Source organism: Acidovorax sp. FG60 (assembly GCF_057808995.1).
The window spans coordinates 127,676-143,244 of sequence record NZ_JBMDJC010000001.1 but is presented as its reverse complement, the minus strand read 5'-3'; the positions used below and the strand labels follow the sequence as shown (position 1 = coordinate 143,244).

General features: G+C 63.4%; 18 protein-coding genes. 11 read left to right on the top strand and 7 right to left on the bottom strand.

Going from position 1 to position 15,569, the window contains the following annotated elements; all coding sequences use genetic code 11:
• Positions 1-86 precede the first annotated feature (86 nt).
• On the bottom strand, positions 87-638 hold the full coding sequence (gene grpE, locus ACODS0_RS00675; RefSeq protein WP_121420740.1) for a nucleotide exchange factor GrpE: 552 nt from the start codon (positions 636-638) through the stop codon (positions 87-89).
• A gap of 304 nt (positions 639-942) precedes the next feature.
• On the opposite strand from grpE, the gene rpsF reads away from it, so the two are divergent.
• The 5 genes from rpsF (at position 943) to dnaB (ending at position 4,002) form a co-directional block, all read left to right on the top strand.
• Positions 943-1,350 (top strand): 30S ribosomal protein S6, encoded by a 408-nt coding sequence (gene rpsF, locus ACODS0_RS00670; protein ID WP_055399389.1) that lies wholly within the window; start codon positions 943-945, stop codon positions 1,348-1,350.
• A gap of 14 nt (positions 1,351-1,364) precedes the next feature.
• Entirely contained in the window at positions 1,365-1,655 is a 291-nt protein-coding gene (gene priB, locus ACODS0_RS00665) for a primosomal replication protein N (RefSeq protein ID WP_121420739.1), read from the top strand.
• A 17-nt stretch (positions 1,656-1,672) separates the two neighbouring features.
• Positions 1,673-1,954, top strand: a complete 282-nt coding sequence (gene rpsR, locus ACODS0_RS00660; protein ID WP_005795932.1) for a 30S ribosomal protein S18 — start codon at positions 1,673-1,675, stop codon at positions 1,952-1,954.
• A 12-nt stretch (positions 1,955-1,966) separates the two neighbouring features.
• Positions 1,967-2,419: a 50S ribosomal protein L9 gene (gene rplI / locus ACODS0_RS00655; RefSeq protein WP_055399385.1), complete on the top strand. Its 453-nt coding sequence runs from the start codon at positions 1,967-1,969 to the stop codon at positions 2,417-2,419.
• A 167-nt stretch (positions 2,420-2,586) separates the two neighbouring features.
• Positions 2,587-4,002, top strand: a complete 1,416-nt coding sequence (dnaB, locus tag ACODS0_RS00650) for a replicative DNA helicase (protein ID WP_055399383.1) — start codon at positions 2,587-2,589, stop codon at positions 4,000-4,002.
• Positions 4,003-4,094: 92 nt separating this feature from the next.
• Here the strand turns inward: dnaB and ACODS0_RS00645 are convergent, their stop codons facing one another.
• The 4 genes from ACODS0_RS00645 to ACODS0_RS00630 all read right to left on the bottom strand — a co-directional run bounded on the left by ACODS0_RS00645 (position 4,095) and on the right by ACODS0_RS00630 (position 7,524).
• Positions 4,095-4,481: a hypothetical protein gene (locus ACODS0_RS00645; protein WP_488832039.1), complete on the bottom strand. Its 387-nt coding sequence runs from the start codon at positions 4,479-4,481 to the stop codon at positions 4,095-4,097.
• 1 nt (position 4,482) lies between these two features.
• Complete coding sequence (locus ACODS0_RS00640; protein WP_121505784.1) at positions 4,483-6,249, bottom strand: PhoH family protein; 1,767 nt, start codon at positions 6,247-6,249, stop codon at positions 4,483-4,485.
• Positions 6,250-6,441: 192 nt separating this feature from the next.
• Positions 6,442-6,927, bottom strand: a complete 486-nt coding sequence (locus ACODS0_RS00635) for a peroxiredoxin (protein WP_055393154.1) — start codon at positions 6,925-6,927, stop codon at positions 6,442-6,444.
• A 225-nt stretch (positions 6,928-7,152) separates the two neighbouring features.
• Positions 7,153-7,524, bottom strand: a complete 372-nt coding sequence (locus tag ACODS0_RS00630; RefSeq protein WP_055393291.1) for an Mth938-like domain-containing protein — start codon at positions 7,522-7,524, stop codon at positions 7,153-7,155.
• Positions 7,525-7,673: 149 nt separating this feature from the next.
• Here ACODS0_RS00630 and ACODS0_RS00625 point away from each other — a divergent pair, with 149 nt between their 5' ends.
• The 6 genes from ACODS0_RS00625 (at position 7,674) to moaD (ending at position 13,991) form a co-directional block, all read left to right on the top strand.
• On the top strand, positions 7,674-8,912 hold the full coding sequence (locus tag ACODS0_RS00625) for a pyridoxal phosphate-dependent aminotransferase (protein WP_121420736.1): 1,239 nt from the start codon (positions 7,674-7,676) through the stop codon (positions 8,910-8,912).
• A 93-nt stretch (positions 8,913-9,005) separates the two neighbouring features.
• Positions 9,006-10,340 carry a homoserine dehydrogenase gene (locus tag ACODS0_RS00620; RefSeq protein ID WP_121420735.1) on the top strand — a complete coding sequence of 445 codons (1,335 nt, stop codon included), beginning with the start codon at positions 9,006-9,008 and terminating at the stop codon, positions 10,338-10,340.
• Positions 10,340-11,779, top strand: a complete 1,440-nt coding sequence (gene thrC / locus ACODS0_RS00615; protein ID WP_488832031.1) for a threonine synthase — start codon at positions 10,340-10,342, stop codon at positions 11,777-11,779. Before ACODS0_RS00620 ends, thrC begins: the two co-directional genes overlap by 1 nt.
• A 144-nt stretch (positions 11,780-11,923) precedes the next feature.
• Positions 11,924-12,493: a molybdopterin-guanine dinucleotide biosynthesis protein B gene (mobB, locus tag ACODS0_RS00610; RefSeq protein WP_121420733.1), complete on the top strand. Its 570-nt coding sequence runs from the start codon at positions 11,924-11,926 to the stop codon at positions 12,491-12,493.
• Entirely contained in the window at positions 12,478-13,743 is a 1,266-nt protein-coding gene (locus tag ACODS0_RS00605; protein ID WP_488832028.1) for a molybdopterin molybdotransferase MoeA, read from the top strand. The genes mobB and ACODS0_RS00605 overlap by 16 nt, the downstream gene beginning before the upstream one ends.
• Positions 13,740-13,991 (top strand): molybdopterin converting factor subunit 1, encoded by a 252-nt coding sequence (gene moaD, locus ACODS0_RS00600; protein WP_055393166.1) that lies wholly within the window; start codon positions 13,740-13,742, stop codon positions 13,989-13,991. Before ACODS0_RS00605 ends, moaD begins: the two co-directional genes overlap by 4 nt.
• Before the next feature lie 33 nt (positions 13,992-14,024).
• On the opposite strand, the gene dapA is transcribed toward moaD, so the two are convergent.
• Positions 14,025-14,903: a 4-hydroxy-tetrahydrodipicolinate synthase gene (dapA, locus tag ACODS0_RS00595; protein ID WP_488832025.1), complete on the bottom strand. Its 879-nt coding sequence runs from the start codon at positions 14,901-14,903 to the stop codon at positions 14,025-14,027.
• 272 nt (positions 14,904-15,175) lie between these two features.
• The gene (locus ACODS0_RS00590) at positions 15,176-15,535 is read right to left on the bottom strand and encodes a hypothetical protein (RefSeq protein WP_218300578.1); all 360 of its coding nucleotides are present in this window, start codon (positions 15,533-15,535) and stop codon (positions 15,176-15,178) included.
• Between the last annotated feature and the right edge of the window lie 34 nt (positions 15,536-15,569).

The window sequence follows — 15,569 nt, the reverse complement described above, 5'->3', positions numbered from 1 at the left end:
CTCCGAATGCTTGAATGGTTTGGATGGCTAGTAACTTGTGGATAACTTGGTGTGGTTCAAGTCTTCCGGGTCGATTTTTTTGAGGCTTACTTGGGAGCCGTCACCGTGACCAGGGCCGGACGCAGCACGCGCTCGGCGATCACATAGCCCTTTTGCAGCACGGCCACCACGGTGTTGGCTTCCTGCTCGGCAGGCACCACGCTGATGGCCTGGTGCTGGTGCGGATCGAACTTGGCGCCAGCGGCCGGGTTGATGGCAATCACCTTGTTGCGCTCCAGTGCCGACGTCAGCTGGCGCAGGGTGGCGTCGGCGCCTTCGCGCAGCTGCTGGGGCGTAGCTTCCTTGATGGCCAGGGCGGCATCCAGGCTGTCGGCCACGGGCAGCAGGCTCTCGGCAAAACTCTCGATACCGAATTTGCGGGCCTTGGAAACCTCGTCTTCGGCGCGGCGGCGGGCGTTTTCGGCCTCGGCCTTGGCGCGCAGGAACTGGTCGGCCAGATCAGCGCTTTTGGCCTTGAGCTCGGCCAACTCGCCCTGCAGGCGTGCCAACTCGTCAGAGGCGTGGGCAGCCATGGCGGCTTCGACTTCTTCGGGGGCGGGGGCGCTCTGTGCGGGGGTGGTTTGGCTGGTGTCGGACATGTCTTGGTCTGGAAGTAAATGAACGGTACGCGCGGGATCTGGGGGCGTGACACCACAAATCAAGGTCTGCACCATGGGTATGGTCTCTCGGGCCCCGTATGCATCGCGGATTGTTGTATTGCATGTCGGCCCAGCCACTGGTTTTGCAAGGGGCTGGAGACATCTATGCCATCTTTTTGTACGCCTGGACAGGGACGGCGAAGCACTGAGTGTACAAGCGACGCAGGCCGGGCTATAATCGCAGGCTTTCCCTTGCCACACCACTTCAAGACGCAGTGGGTGGTCTTACCCAAAAGGAGTATGCATGCGTCATTACGAAATCATTTTGTTGATCCATCCGGATCAAAGCGAGCAAGTTCCAGCCATGCTGGAGCGCTACAAGGGCATGATCACCGCTGGCGGTGGCAAGGTGCACCGCGTGGAAGACTGGGGCCGCCGTCAACTGGCGTACCTGATCAACAAGCTGGCCAAGGCCCATTACCTGTGCGTGAACATCGAAGCCGATCAGGCCGTGATGGCTGAATTGGAGCACGCCTTCAAGTTCAACGACGCCGTGCTGCGCCACCTGACGGTTCAGAAGAAGAAGGCCGATACGGGCCCATCTTCCATGATGAAGACCGTCGAGCGCGAAGAAGCCCGCAAGGCCAGCCAAGCTGAATATGCAGCGGCCGGTGGTGAGCGCGGCGAGCGCCCAGATCGCGCCGAGCGCTGATCTAGCCCGTTGGAGTGGAGAACCGCGTTGCCTTGACCGCCTGTATCGCAGAGGCTGAACCCCTGCGCTACACGCCCGCCGGATTGCCTGCCCTCACGCTGCGCCTCGAACACGAGTCCCAGCAAACCGAGGCAGGCCACCCCCGCGAAGTCAAGGCTGCCATGAAAGCCATTGCCTTTGGAGCGATGGCCGAGCGACTGGCACGGCAGAACATCGGAAGTCTCTGGACTTTCCATGGATTTCTGGCCAACCCGCGCAATGGCAAGACCGCAGTACTGCACATCCAGGATATTCAACAAAATTAATTTTCAAGGGGTCCGCAATGGCCACGTTCAAGAAGTTCAACAAAGACAAGCGCCCAAAGCGCAACACCCAGTCCCTGCTGTTCAAGCGCAAGCGCTTTTGCCGCTTCACGGTGACCGGTGTTGAAGAAATCGATTACAAGGATGTCGATACGCTGCGTGATTTCATTGCCGAAAACGGCAAGATCATCCCCGCACGCCTGACCGGCACGCGCGCCATCTTCCAGCGTCAGCTGAACACCGCCATCAAGCGCGCCCGCTTCCTGGCCCTGGTGCCTTACAGCGACCAGCACAAGATCTAAGGAGCACAACCCATGCAAATCATCCTGCTCGACAAGGTTGTGAACCTCGGCAACCTCGGTGAAATCGTCAAGGTCAAAGACGGCTACGCCCGCAACTTCCTGATCCCCGCTGGCCGCGCCCGTCGCGCCACGGAAGCCGCCAAGGCAGAGTTCGAAGCCAAGCGCGCTGAACTCGAAAAGGCCGCAGCTGCCAAGCTGGCAGAAGCTCAAGCCCAAGGCGAAAAGCTGGCTGGCACCACCGTCAAGCTGACGCAAAAGGCTGGCGTGGACGGTCGTCTGTTTGGTTCCGTGACCAACCACGACATCGCCGAAGAGCTGAGCAAGCAAGGCTACAAGGTTGCCAAGTCGCAAATCCGCCTGCCCAACGGCCCGATCAAGGTCGTGAGCGAAAGCACTGTCAGTGTGGCTCTGCACACCGATGTGGTGGTGGACGTGACCGTGTCGGTCTACGGCGAAACCGCCTGAGATTCACTTCGGTGTTTCACGCAAAGCCGCCTTCGGGCGGCTTTTGTTTTTGTGCGGCTCTGGTTTGTACATGGTTACCCACTGGTTGCCCCAACTTTATCCACAGACTTGTGCCATGACGGCGCGCCGCACGGGCGCTAGCATGCCGGGTTAGCTCCGAGGATTCCATGTCTGCTGTTTTTCCGCCCCTTGACGATGGCTTCACGCCGGTGCCCGACCGTGAAATCGCCCAGTTGCGCGTGCCGCCGCACTCGATAGAAGCGGAGTCCAGCGTGCTGGGCGGGTTGCTGCTGGACAACAACGCCTGGGACCGCGTGGGCGACCTGCTGGTAGAAAGCCATTTCTACCGCCATGAGCACCAGATGATCTACTCGGCCATCGGCGCACTGATCAATGCCAGCAAGCCGGCCGACGTGATCACCGTGTTCGAGCACCTGCAGAACCAGGGTAAGGTGCAAGAGATGGGTGGGCTGGCCTATCTGAACAATCTGGCGCAATACGTACCCAGCGCCAGCAACATCCGCCGCTATGCGGAAATCGTGCGCGAGCGTGCCATCCTGCGCAAGCTGGTCACGGCCAGCGACGAAATTTCCACCAACGCGTTCAACCCGCAAGGCAAGACGGTCGAACGGATTCTGGACGAGGCCGAGTCCAAGATTTTTGCCATTGGCGAGGAAGGCTCGCGCACCAAGCAGGGTTTCCAGTCGCTGGATACGCTGGTGATCGACCTGCTCGACCGCGTGCAGGAGATGGCAGACAACCCTGTGGATGTGACGGGTGTGCCCACAGGCTTTGCGGACCTGGACCGCATGACCTCGGGTTTGCAGGCGGGCGACATGGTGGTGCTGGCAGCGCGCCCCTCCATGGGCAAGACCTCGTTCGCGGTGAACATTGCCGAGCACGTGGCGCTCAATGAGGGCCTGCCGGTCGCCATCTTCTCGATGGAAATGGGTGCCGCTCAGTTGGCGGTGCGTATCGTGGGTTCGATTGGCCGGGTGAACCAGGGCAATCTGCGCACCGGCAAGCTCACCGATGATGAGTGGCCGCGCCTGACCGAGGCGATTGAAAAACTGCGCACCGTCTCGCTGCACATTGATGAGACCCCGGGCCTCACGCCCGGCGAATTGCGCGCCAACGCGCGGCGCCTGGCGCGCCAGTGCGGCAAGCTGGGCCTGATCGTGGTCGACTATTTGCAGCTGATGAGCGGCTCGGGCTCGGCGGCCAGTTCGGACAACCGGGCGACCGAGCTGGGTGAAATTTCCCGGGGCCTCAAGATGCTGGCCAAGGAACTGCAGTGCCCGGTGATCGCGCTGTCACAGCTCAACCGCTCGGTGGAGCAGCGCACCGACAAGCGCCCCATGATGTCCGACCTGCGCGAGTCAGGCGCTATCGAGCAGGATGCCGACATCATCATGTTCATCTACCGCGACGACTACTACAACAAGGACTCCAAGGAGCCCAACGTGGCCGAGGTCATCATCGGCAAGCAGCGGAACGGCCCCACGGGTACTGTGAAGCTGTTCTTCCAGAAGAACCAGACGCGCTTCGAGAACCTGGCCATGGGTTCGGGCGACGATTTCTAATAAAAATAGCCACTAGCGCTTATTGGGTAAGCGCAAGTAGCTATCAAATTAGGAGTTTTTGGCCGGGGTAGATGGTGTTGGTCGGAGTTCCGTTAGGGTTGCAGCACCCACACCAGCAAACCCGCACATCCCACGGCAAGAACACCCACAGCCACAGTGAGCCGTTGCTGGCGTTGGCGCAGCACTTCTACCGCCTGCACCACCTGGGCATTCTGTTCGGCCAGTGACTGGATCAGCACGGCGGATTCCTGTTGCTCCTGCTCCAGTATTGCCACCCGCTCGCGCAGATGTTGCAGCTGCAAGGCCACGGGGATGGCGGGTTCGCCCCCAGCGCCTTCGAGTGCTCCCGCAGCAGCTTCAGCCTTCCCTTTTCGGGTGGTGCCCAGCAGCTTCTTGGCCGCCTGGAGAATCTGGGGCGTCGCCTCGATGACGTCGCCCCAGGGCACCAGCTTCAGTGCTGCAACCCAGCCTGCAGCCAACTCAGAGCACCTCGCTGGCGAAATCTGCCAAGCGCGAGCGTTCGCCGCGCGCCAGCGTGATGTGCCCGCTGTGCGGCCAGCCCTTGAAGCGGTCCACGGCGTAGGTAAGCCCGGATGACCCTTCGGTCAGGTACGGCGTGTCGATCTGCGCGAGGTTGCCCATGCAGATGATCTTGGTGCCGGGACCGGCGCGGGTGATCAGCGTCTTCATCTGCTTGGGGGTGAGGTTCTGCGCCTCATCGATGATCACGTACTTGTTCAGGAAGGTGCGCCCGCGCATGAAGTTCATGCTCTTGATCTTGATGCGGCTGCGGATCAGCTCGTTGGTGGCCGCGCGGCCCCATTCGCCTGCGTTGCCGCCATCGCCCTTGGCCAAAAACTCCAGGTTGTCATCCAGCGCGCCCATCCAGGGGCCCATCTTTTCTTCCTCGGTGCCGGGCAAAAAGCCGATGTCCTCGCCCACGCTCACCGTGGCGCGGGTCATGATGATCTCGGTGTAGCGGCGATCGTCCAGCACCTGGGTCAGGCCTGCAGCCAGGGCGAGCAGGGTCTTGCCGGTGCCGGCCGTGCCGGTCAGGGTCACGAAGTCGATCTCGGGGTCCATGAGCAGGTTCATGGCGTAGTTCTGTTCGCGGTTGCGCGTGGTCACGCCCCACACGGCATTTTTGGCCGAACCGTAGTCCTTCAGGGTCTGCAGTACCGCTGTTTTCTCGCGGATTTCGCTCACGCGCGCAAACAGGCTGGGCTCGCCGGGGGCTTCGAAGTACACGAACTGATTGATCATCAGCTGCGGCACGATGGGGCCGCCAATGCGGTAATAGGTGTGGGCGCCGCTTTGCCAGCTTTCCACGTTCTTGCCGCTCTTGGCCCAGAAGTCGGGGGGCAGGGCCAGCACGCCAGCGTAGAGCAGGTCGCCATCTTCCAGCGTCTTGTCGTTCTGGTAGTCCTCGGCAGTCAGGCCCAGCGCGCGGGCTTTGACGCGCATGTTGATGTCTTTGGAGACCAGCACCACTTCGCGCGGTGCGTGCAGCTTGCGCAGGGCTTCGACCACGCCCAGGATCTGGTTGTCGGCTTTGCCCGGGGGCAGGCTGGTGGGAAGGCTGTAGTCCAGTGGCACCGTCTGGAAGAACAGGTGGCCACCCGCAGCACGCTGGCCGGTGGAGTCAAGCTTGAGGCCCTTGGCCATGTCGGCGCCCTGGGCGGCAGCCAGGGCATCCAGCGTGCGGCTGGCCTGGCGGCCGTTGCGGGCCACTTCGGTCATGCCCTTCTTGTGGCCGTCCAGTTCTTCCAGCACGATCATCGGTAGGAAGATGTCGTGCTCTTCAAACCGGAACAGGCTGGTGGGATCGTGCAGGAGCACGTTGGTGTCCAGTACAAACAGCTTGGTGGGGCCTTGCGGTGCGGATTTGCGGGTGCGTGTGGTGGTCGCGGTGGCCGGGGTGGTGCTGGCGGTGACGGCGGCAGGTGTGTCGGTGCTGCGTGCCTTGCGCGTGCCGGTGCTTCGGGCCACGGGGGCGGCGGAGGGTTGGGGTGTGCGTGCTCGGGTCTCAATCTGGACCAATGGAGCTGTGTCAGGCGCTGCCAGCGACGAGGCCACGCTGTCTGCCTTGCGTCCGGCGCGGGTGGGGGCTGTAGCGGTGGCGGTGCGCTGGGGCGTAGCAACGGCTTCGTTCGCCGAGGTGGTAGCTACGCGGGGGCGGGCTGCGACTTCAAAGGCTTCTGGCGCGAGGAGTGCAGCGCGCCGGCTGGGGGCGGGGGGCAGGGGCATGGTGGCAGGGCCTCGGTCGGTAAAGGGTGTAACGGGTGGGTCAGAAAGCAAAAAGCCGCCTGGAGGCCAAGGCGGCTTTTTGGAGGAGGGCAAACGTTGCGATAACCAGGGGCATAAAACCATTATGCCTACTCCGGATGTCTTGCCTGGGCAAAACAAGCGGGGTGTCGCGCCGATGCCCCAATGTGCAGATCAGGCGGCCTTTTTCAGGGCCTTGATGGATTTGACGGCTTTCAGGACCTCGTCCACGTGGCCGGGAACCTTGAGGCCGCGCCACTCTTGCACCAGCAGGCCATCGGGGCCGATCAGGAAGGTGCTGCGCTCAATGCCCTTGACCTTCTTGCCGTACATGATCTTGTTCTTGACCACACCGAACATGTGGCACATCTTTTCTTCGGTGTCGGCGATGAGTTCGAAGGGCAGTTCCAGCTTTTCCTTGAATTCGTCGTGCGACTTCATGTTGTCGCGGGACACGCCGAAAACGGCAGCGCCTGCCTTCACGAAGTCCTTGTACTTGTCGCGAAACTGCATGGCCTCCGTGGTGCAGCCAGGCGTGTTGTCCTTGGGATAGAAGTAGAGAACCAGAATTTGGCCAAGGTGGGAGGTGTTGGAGACCTTGAGTCCACCGGTAGCGTTGGCTTCAAATTCAGGGAGGGGTTTGTTGACAACGATCGCCATATCACTTCAATCTCTCAGGATGTAGTCGTTGGTAAGCCGGGGGAGCTAGTGTGTTATTGCTCTTGGTGGTGCCCCCGACCGCAACCGGCGATTTTACCCCGAATTCACTCTTCGGCCAAATGTAAGACAGTGTGTCCGGCCCGCAGTGGCGGGCATTTAGGAAAGGTCTTGCATAGGTGCAAGCGCCGGATTTGCAGCTTGTCGCGGCGGTTGCGGGCCTGTAGCTCAGGCTTCCAGAATCAGTGCTGCCACCACGTTGCGCCCTTCACTGGCCAGGATGTTGTACGTGCGGCAGGCGGCAGGGGTGTCCATGGTTTCCAGCCCCAACCGGCGGGCGATGAGCGGCGCCAGCCACGCCGGTGGCGGGAACCGGTTGCGTGTGCCGCTGCCAAAAATGACCAGCTCTGTCTCCAGGGCTGCCAATTGCGCGAAGTGTTCGGGGGTCAGGTCTTCAAAGCGCGTGCAGGGCCAGGCCTGGCGCAGCCCCGACGAGCCGATGATGACGCTGTGCGTGATCTTCTCGGCATCCACGCCGATCCAGCCGGGGCCGTAGCCGCTGATGGTCTGAGCGTTGGAGCGGTCGGGCTGGAATTTCATGGGTGTTGGCGTCGGTTGCAGGCGGTGGCGCTGCGGGTAGGCCCGGCGCAGGGCCCGGGCGCGCTTGTGATCTGTGGTCAAATTATAGGTTTCGCCAAGGTGCCAGCCGCTCTGGCCGCCACCTGACCCCACTGCACCACCGTCAGCGCATGAAAACCGTCCAAAAATCCGCCAAGCTCGCCAACGTCTGCTATGACATCCGGGGGCCCATCATGGACGCGGCCAAGCAGATGGAGGAAGACGGCCACAAGATCATCAAGCTCAACATCGGCAACCTGGCGGTGTTCGGTTTTGATGCGCCGGAAGAGATTCAGCTGGACATGATCCGCAACCTGCCCAACTCGGCGGGTTACTCGGACAGCAAGGGTATCTTTGCGGCGCGCAAGGCCGTCATGCACGAGACCCAAAAGCAGGGCATCAAGGGTGTGATGCTGGACGACATCTACTTGGGCAACGGCGCCAGCGAGCTGATCGTGATGGCCACCAATGCGCTGCTGGACAACGGCGACGAGCTGCTGCTGCCTTCGCCCGACTACCCCCTGTGGACCGCCGCCGCCAGCCTGTCGGGCGGCACGCCCGTGCACTATGTGTGCGATGAAGCCAATGGCTGGATGCCCAACCTTCAGGATATCCGCGCCAAGATCACGCCCCGCACCAAGGGAATCGTGGTCATCAACCCCAACAACCCGACGGGCGCTCTGTATTCGGACGAATTGCTCAAGGGCATCGTCGCCATTGCACGCGAGCATGGCCTGGTCATCTTTGCCGACGAGGTGTATGACAAGGTGCTGTACGACGGCGCCAAGCACACGGCCATTGGCTCGCTGAGCGAGGATGTGCTCACACTCACCTTCAATTCGCTGTCCAAGAGCTACCGCTCGTGTGGCTACCGCGCGGGCTGGATGGTGGTGTCGGGCGACAAGAAGCCCGCCAAGGACTACATCGAGGGCCTGAACATGCTCTCGAACATGCGCCTGTGCGCCAACGTGCCCGGCCAGTGGGCCGTGCAGACCGCGCTTGGCGGCTACCAGAGCATCAACGAGCTGGTGGGCGAGGGCGGCCGCCTGCGCAAGCAACGTGATCTGGCGTACGAGCTGATCACGGCCATCCCGGGCGTGACCTGCGTGAAGCCCCAGGCGGCGCTCTACATGTTTCCGCGCCTCGACCCTGCCGTGTATCCCATCGAGGACGACCAGCAGTTCTTCCTGGAGCTGCTGCAGGAGACCAAGGTCATGCTGGTGCAGGGCACAGGCTTCAACTGGGCGGCGCCGGACCATTTCCGCATCGTGTTCCTGCCACACGAAGACGATCTGCGCGACGCCATCGGCCGCGTGGCGCGCTTCCTGGAGCAATACCGCAAGCGCGTACAAATGGCGGCGGCTGCGTAACTTGCACATTGAGTGGTGCAGAAACTCATTTTTTCATAGCTGCTAGCGCTTGATGGATAAGCGCCAGAGCCCATTTTGACTGATAAAAATCCCATGAAACCCATCCAAGTAGGCCTTCTGGGCATCGGCACCGTCGGCAGCGGCGTGTTCAACGTGCTCGCGCGCAACCAGGACGAGATCAGCCGCCGCGCTGGCCGTGGCATTGAGATCACCATGGTGGCCGATCTTGACGTGGAGCGCGCCAAAGCGGTAGTGGGTGCTGACATCCAGGTCGTCAATGACGCCCGCGCCATCATTGCCAACCCCGACATCGACATCGTCATCGAGCTGATTGGTGGCTATGGCATCGCCCGCGCGCTCGTGCTCGAAGCCATCGCCGCTGGCAAGCACGTGGTCACCGCCAACAAGGCGCTGCTGGCCGTGCACGGCACCGAGATCTTCGCGGCTGCATCGGCCAAGGGCGTGATGGTGGCCTTTGAGGCAGCCGTGGCGGGGGGCATCCCCATCATCAAGGCGCTGCGCGAAGGCCTCACCGCCAACCGCATCCAGTGGATCGCCGGCATCATCAACGGCACCACCAATTTCATCCTGTCCGAGATGCGCAGCAAGGGGCTGGACTTTGATGTGGTGCTCAAGGAAGCACAGCGCCTGGGCTACGCCGAGGCCGACCCCACCTTCGACATCGAAGGCGTGGACGCCGCACACAAGGTCACGCTGATGAGTGCCATTGCGTTTGGCATCCCCGTGCAGTTTGACAAGGCCTATGTCGAAGGCATCACCAAGCTCGGCGCGGCCGACATCAAGTACGCCGAGCAACTGGGCTACCGCATCAAGCTGCTGGGCATCACGAAGCGCGCGGACAAGGGCATCGAACTGCGCGTTCACCCGAGCCTCGTGCCCTCCAAGCGCCTGATCGCCAACGTCGAAGGCGCCATGAACGCCGTGGTGGTGCAGGGCGATGCCGTGGGCACCACGCTGTACTACGGCAAGGGCGCGGGCAGCGAGCCGACCGCCAGTGCCGTGATTGCCGATCTGGTGGATATCGCCCGCCTGCACACGGCCGACCCTGAGCACCGCGTGCCGCACCTGGCCTTCCAGGCCAACACGCTGGCCGATGCCATGGACACGCTGCCCGTGCTGCCGATGAGCGAAGTGGTCACCAGCTACTACCTGCGCCTGCGCGTGGCCGACCAGGCCGGTGTGCTGGCCAAGGTCACCGGCCTGTTGGCCGAGGCCGGTGTGAGCATCGACGCAGTATTGCAGCGTGAGGCTGACGAAGTGGGTGGTGAAGGATCTACGCAAACGGACCTGATCATCCTGACCCACGACACCCGCGAAGGCACCATGGACGCCGTGATCGCCCAGATGCAGGCCCTGCCCACGGTGCTGGCGCCCATCACGCGCATCCGCAAGGAGGAACTGAACTGATGCTGTACATCTCTACCCGCGGCCACGCCGACCGCAAGCGTTTTTGCGACATCCTGCTCGAAGGCCTGGCGCCCGATGGCGGCCTGTATCTGCCAGAGCAGTATCCCAAGGTCAGCGATGCCATGCTCACCCGCCTGCGCAAGGCGTACCACGAGCAGGGCTACGCCGAGCTGGCGTTCCAGATCCTGTCGCTCTACATCGACGACATTCCTGCCGACGACCTCAAGGCCCTGTGCGCCAAGACGTACACCGCCGAAGTGTTTGGCACGGGCGAGATCGTGCCGCTGCGCCACCTGGAAGACGGCCTGTGGCTCGAAGCCTTGTCCAACGGCCCCACGCTGGCCTTCAAGGACATGGCCATGCAGCTGCTGGGCAACCTGTTCGAATACGAGCTGGCACGCCGTGGCGAAGAGCTGAACATCCTGGGCGCCACCAGCGGTGACACCGGCAGCGCGGCCGAGTACGCCATGCGCGGCAAAAAGGGCGTGCGCGTCTTCATGACCAGCCCGCACGGCCGCATGAGCGCCTTTCAGCAGGCGCAGATGTTCAGCCTGCAGGACGAGAACATCCACAACATCGCCATCGAAGGCGTGTTCGACGACTGCCAGGACATCGTCAAGGCCGTCAGCAACGACCTGGCCTTCAAGCGCAAGTACAAGATTGGCACCGTCAACTCCATCAACTGGGCGCGCCTGCTGGCGCAGGTGGTGTACTACTTCGCGGGCTACATCCAGGCCACCGAGACGAACGACCAGAAGGTCAGCTTCACGGTGCCCAGCGGCAACTTTGGCAACGTGTGTGCAGGCCATGTGGCGCGCATGATGGGCCTGCCCATTGACAAGCTGGTGGTGGCCACGAACGAGAACGACGTGCTCGACGAGTTCTTCCGCACTGGCGCCTACCGCGTGCGCGCGGCTGCCGACACGCACGAGACATCGAGCCCCTCGATGGACATCAGCAAGGCGAGCAACTTCGAGCGGTTCATTTTTGACCTGCTGGGCCGCAACGGCCAGCGCACGAACGCGTTGTTTGCCAAAGCGCTGCCCGCCTATGGCCGGTTTGACTTGAGCGCCGAACCGCTGTTTGCCGAAGCCGCCACCAAGTACGGTTTTGAAAGCGGCAAGAGCACCCACGCCGACCGCCTGGCCACCATCAAGGACAACTTCGAGCGCCACGGCGTCACCATCGACACCCACACGGCCGACGGCGTGAAGGTGGCGCGCGAACACCACCAGGACCCCAAGGTGCCCATGATCGTGCTGGAGACCGCGCTGCCCATCAAGTTTGCCGAGACCATCGTCGAAGCCCTGGGCCATGCGCCCGAGCGGCCCGCCAAGTTCGCGGGCATCGAAGACCTGCCCAAGCGCGTGCAGGTGATGCCTGCCAACGTGCAGTTGGTCAAGCAATACATCGAGCGCCACTGCACGCCCGCCCTCTAGGGTGGGCAATCCGTAGCCGCTCTGTCGCTGCGGATGCGGGAGCGGGAGCGGCTACGGATGCTGGGTTTGAACAAAAAATGCCCCTGGCGCTTGTCTGGTAAGCGTTAGCAGCTATAAATACAATAGCTAACCAAGGAGCAGTGGATGAAGGTTGTCGGTTTTGCCGGTTTTTCCGGCAGTGGCAAGACCACGCTGGTCGAGCAGTTGATCCCCGAGCTGCGGCTGCGGGGGTTGCGCGTGTCGGTGGTCAAACATGCCCACCATAGTTTCGACATCGACCACCCGGGCAAGGACACGTACCGCCACCGCGAGGCAGGGGCCTTCGAGGTGGTCGCGGCATCGGACAAGCGCCTCATGCTGGTGCGCGAGTTCGAGCAGCCCGCCACGCTCAGCGTACACCACCTGCTGGCCGAGCTGTACCAGGGCGTGGACTGGGTGCTGGTGGAGGGCTTCAAGGACAGCGACCTGCTCAAGATCGAGGTCTGGCGTGCCCCCGAACCCGGCCAGGTGGCCAAGCCCGTGCGCTACCCCGAAGACGATTTTGTGGTCGCCGTGGCCACCGATGCACCGCAGGGCCTGCCTGTGCCCACACAGTTGCCCCTGCTGGACCTCAACAGCCCGGCGCAGGTGGTGGACTGGCTGCTCCAATACGAACACCGCTTTGAGTACAACTGGGATCTGCACGGAGGCCTGGTGCCATGCGCCCCCCAATGAAGCCCCTGAAACCGCTCGACGAGGCGCTGGCCGACCTGTTGGCCAAGGCCACACCGTTGCCAGGGACCGAGACGGTTACCACGTTTGACGCGGACGGCCGCGTGCTGGCGCAAAACTGTGTTTCGGCCCTGCAGGTGCCGCCGCAGGACAACAGCTCCATGGACGGCTACGCCGTGCGCTGCGCCGATGTGGCGGCCGTGGGTGTGGCGCTGCCGATCACCTTGCCTGTTTCGCAGCGCATTGCTGCGGGCAGCGCGGGTGATCCGCTCTTGCCGGGCACCGCCGCTCGCATCTTCACTGGCGCGCCTGTGCCCGAGGGGGCGGATGCCATCCTGATGCAGGAAGACTGCGAAGCCCTCGCCACGGGCGACGGCCTGGGCCAGGTGCGCATCAACGCCGTGCCCCCACAGGGCCAGTGGATCCGCCGCGCGGGCGAGGACATCACCCGGGGTGCCGTGGTGCTGTCGGCCGGCACACGCCTGACCCCGGCCGAGCTGGGCCTGGCCGCCAGCATCGGCTTGCACGAACTGCAGGTGGCCCGCCGCCCCCGCGTGGCGCTGTTCTCCACGGGCGATGAACTGGTCATGCCCGGCGAGGTGCCGCCGGAGCAAATGCGCCCTGGTGCCATTTACAACAGCAACCGCTTCTTCCTGCGCGCCATGCTGCTGCGCCTGGGCTGCGAGGTGACGGACTTTGGCATCGTGCCCGACCGGCGCGACGCCACCATCGACGCCCTGCGCCAAGCCAGCAGCGCACACGACCTGATCCTGACCAGCGGCGGCGTGAGTGTGGGCGAGGAAGACCACATCAAGCCTGCCGTCGAGTCGCTGGGCACGCTCGACCTGTGGCAGATCGCCATGAAGCCCGGCAAGCCGTTTGCCTATGGCCAGATCCCGCGTGACGGTGGTGCCGCCCACTTCATGGGCCTGCCCGGCAACCCGGTGTCGAGCTTTCTGACCTTTGCGCTGCTGGTGCGCCCGTTTGTGCTGCGGCTGCAGGGTGTGGTGGACGTTGCTCCTCAACCCATAGCTGCTCGCGCTGATTTTGCCTGGCCCAAGGCCGATAAACGCCGCGAGTTTCTGCGCGTGCGCCACAACGCGGCAGGTGGGCTGGATCTGTTTCACAACCAGAGTTCGGGCGTGCTCACTTCGGCCGCCTGGGGTGATGGTGTGGTGGACAACCCGGCGGGCCAGACGATTGCATCCGGCGACACGGTGCGGTTCATTGCCTTTTCGGAGCTTTTGTCATGACGGTCACCGTGCGCTACTTTGCCTCCATCCGCGAGGCCATTGGGCAAGGCAGCGAGGCGGTCGATACCGCTGCCACCACGCTGGGTGCGCTGCGCGATGAGCTCATTGCACGCGGCGGCGCCCATGCCAGCAGCCTCGCGCGTGGCCGGGCCGTGCGCATGGCACTCAACCAGACCTTGAGCGATGAATCTGCCACCCTGGCTGATGGGGCCGAGGTGGCGTTTTTCCCGCCGGTGACGGGCGGTTAGCCCGGGCGCTCTCGCGCGCTCTGGCAAGTCACCTCAAAGCGCCTTCAAACGATCCTGCAGCGCCTTCGAGGCCGGCATCATCGGCGCGCGCAGTTCGCTGCGCATCCACCCTGCATGCGCCAGCATGGCCTTGAGCGGGGCAGGGTTGGGCTCTGCAAAACACGCTTCCACCCAGGGTTGCAAGGCCTGCCACAAGTGGCGGGCTGCGGGCAGGTCACCCAGGCGCAGCAATGCCATCAACTCCACAAAACGCGGCGTCTGCCAGTGTGCACAGGCAGAGATGGCGCCTGCGCCGCCGAGGGCCAGTGCATGGAAGATCTGCGCGTCTTCACCGGTCAGCACCTGCAGCCGTCCATCGGCGATCAGGGCCTGCGTCTTGGCCGTGTTGCCGCCGCAGTCCTTGATGGCCTCTATGCGCGGATGCGCCGCCAGCGCCAGCAGCGTTTCGGTGGTGAGTGTGGCGCCCGTGCGGTACGGAATGTCGTAGATCAGCAGGGGCACCGCGCTGGCATCGGCCAGGGTGCGGAACCAGTGCAGCAGTCCCTCCTGCGAGGGGCGGATGTAGTGCGGGGCGGACACCAGCAGGCCTGCAACCGGGTAGTGTGCAAGGGTCCGCACCTGTTCCAGCACCTGGCCCTGGTGGTAGCCCGATACGCCCATCACCACGGGCAAACCCTGGGCGGCGCTGAGCACGGTCTCCAGTACCTGCAGTTGCTCGGCCTTGTCGAGGGCTGCGGCCTCACCGGTCGAGCCGCAGGCAACGAAGCCCGCAACGCCGTCGGCACGCAGCCGGGTGGTGAGGGCGGCAAGGGCCGGGTGGTCCACGGCGCCGTCCTTGAACGGTGTGACCAAGGCGATCCAGAGCCCGCTGAACAGCGGCTGGTGGGAGGTAGCGGTATCGGTGGCAGACATGCGAAGCGTCCTTTCAGGGTTCGACCAAGGGAAGAACCGTCCGGAGGGAGCGCGCGCGGAATGCCGGGGAGTGAAACGAGAAAAGGAAATTTCTCTACCAGGTGGTTCCGTCGCTCATCCGGACGGAACCACAGCTCCGGTCAGATGAGCTCTGGTTTTTTGGTTTTGCCCACGCACTGCAACGCCACCGCAAGTGCGGCGGTCATGGCAAAGGGGGTGTGCGTGGACATGGGCCGCAGTATAGCCAAGCGCCCACCGTGTCCCAAGGTTGGTCAGCCTGCCTGCGGTGGCTGGGCCGCGTCGGCTGCAGATTCAGGCTGCGGCGGCACCAGCACGGGGCATTGCCACACCAGCAGCTCGGCCAGCCGGGTGACGATCCATGTCGCTTCGGCCACCGCCACGCCAGATTCGGCCGTGCACAGCCCCACGTGGATGCGCTGCAGGATCTCGGTCTCGGAAGGCGCCTGCACGTGGTACAGCGTCTGCGCGTGCTCCACCAGGTGGCCTGCCAGGTCTTCGCACAGTTCGTAGCGGGCGCGCACGCCGTCCGCCTTTTCCGTCAGGCGCCCTCGGGTGTCGGTGTACACCGCCATGAAGGAGGGCGGCACGTGGATCTGGTTGTCGTCGTACATGGCTTGTTGGGTGGTGGGCGCGGTTCGGGGGCAG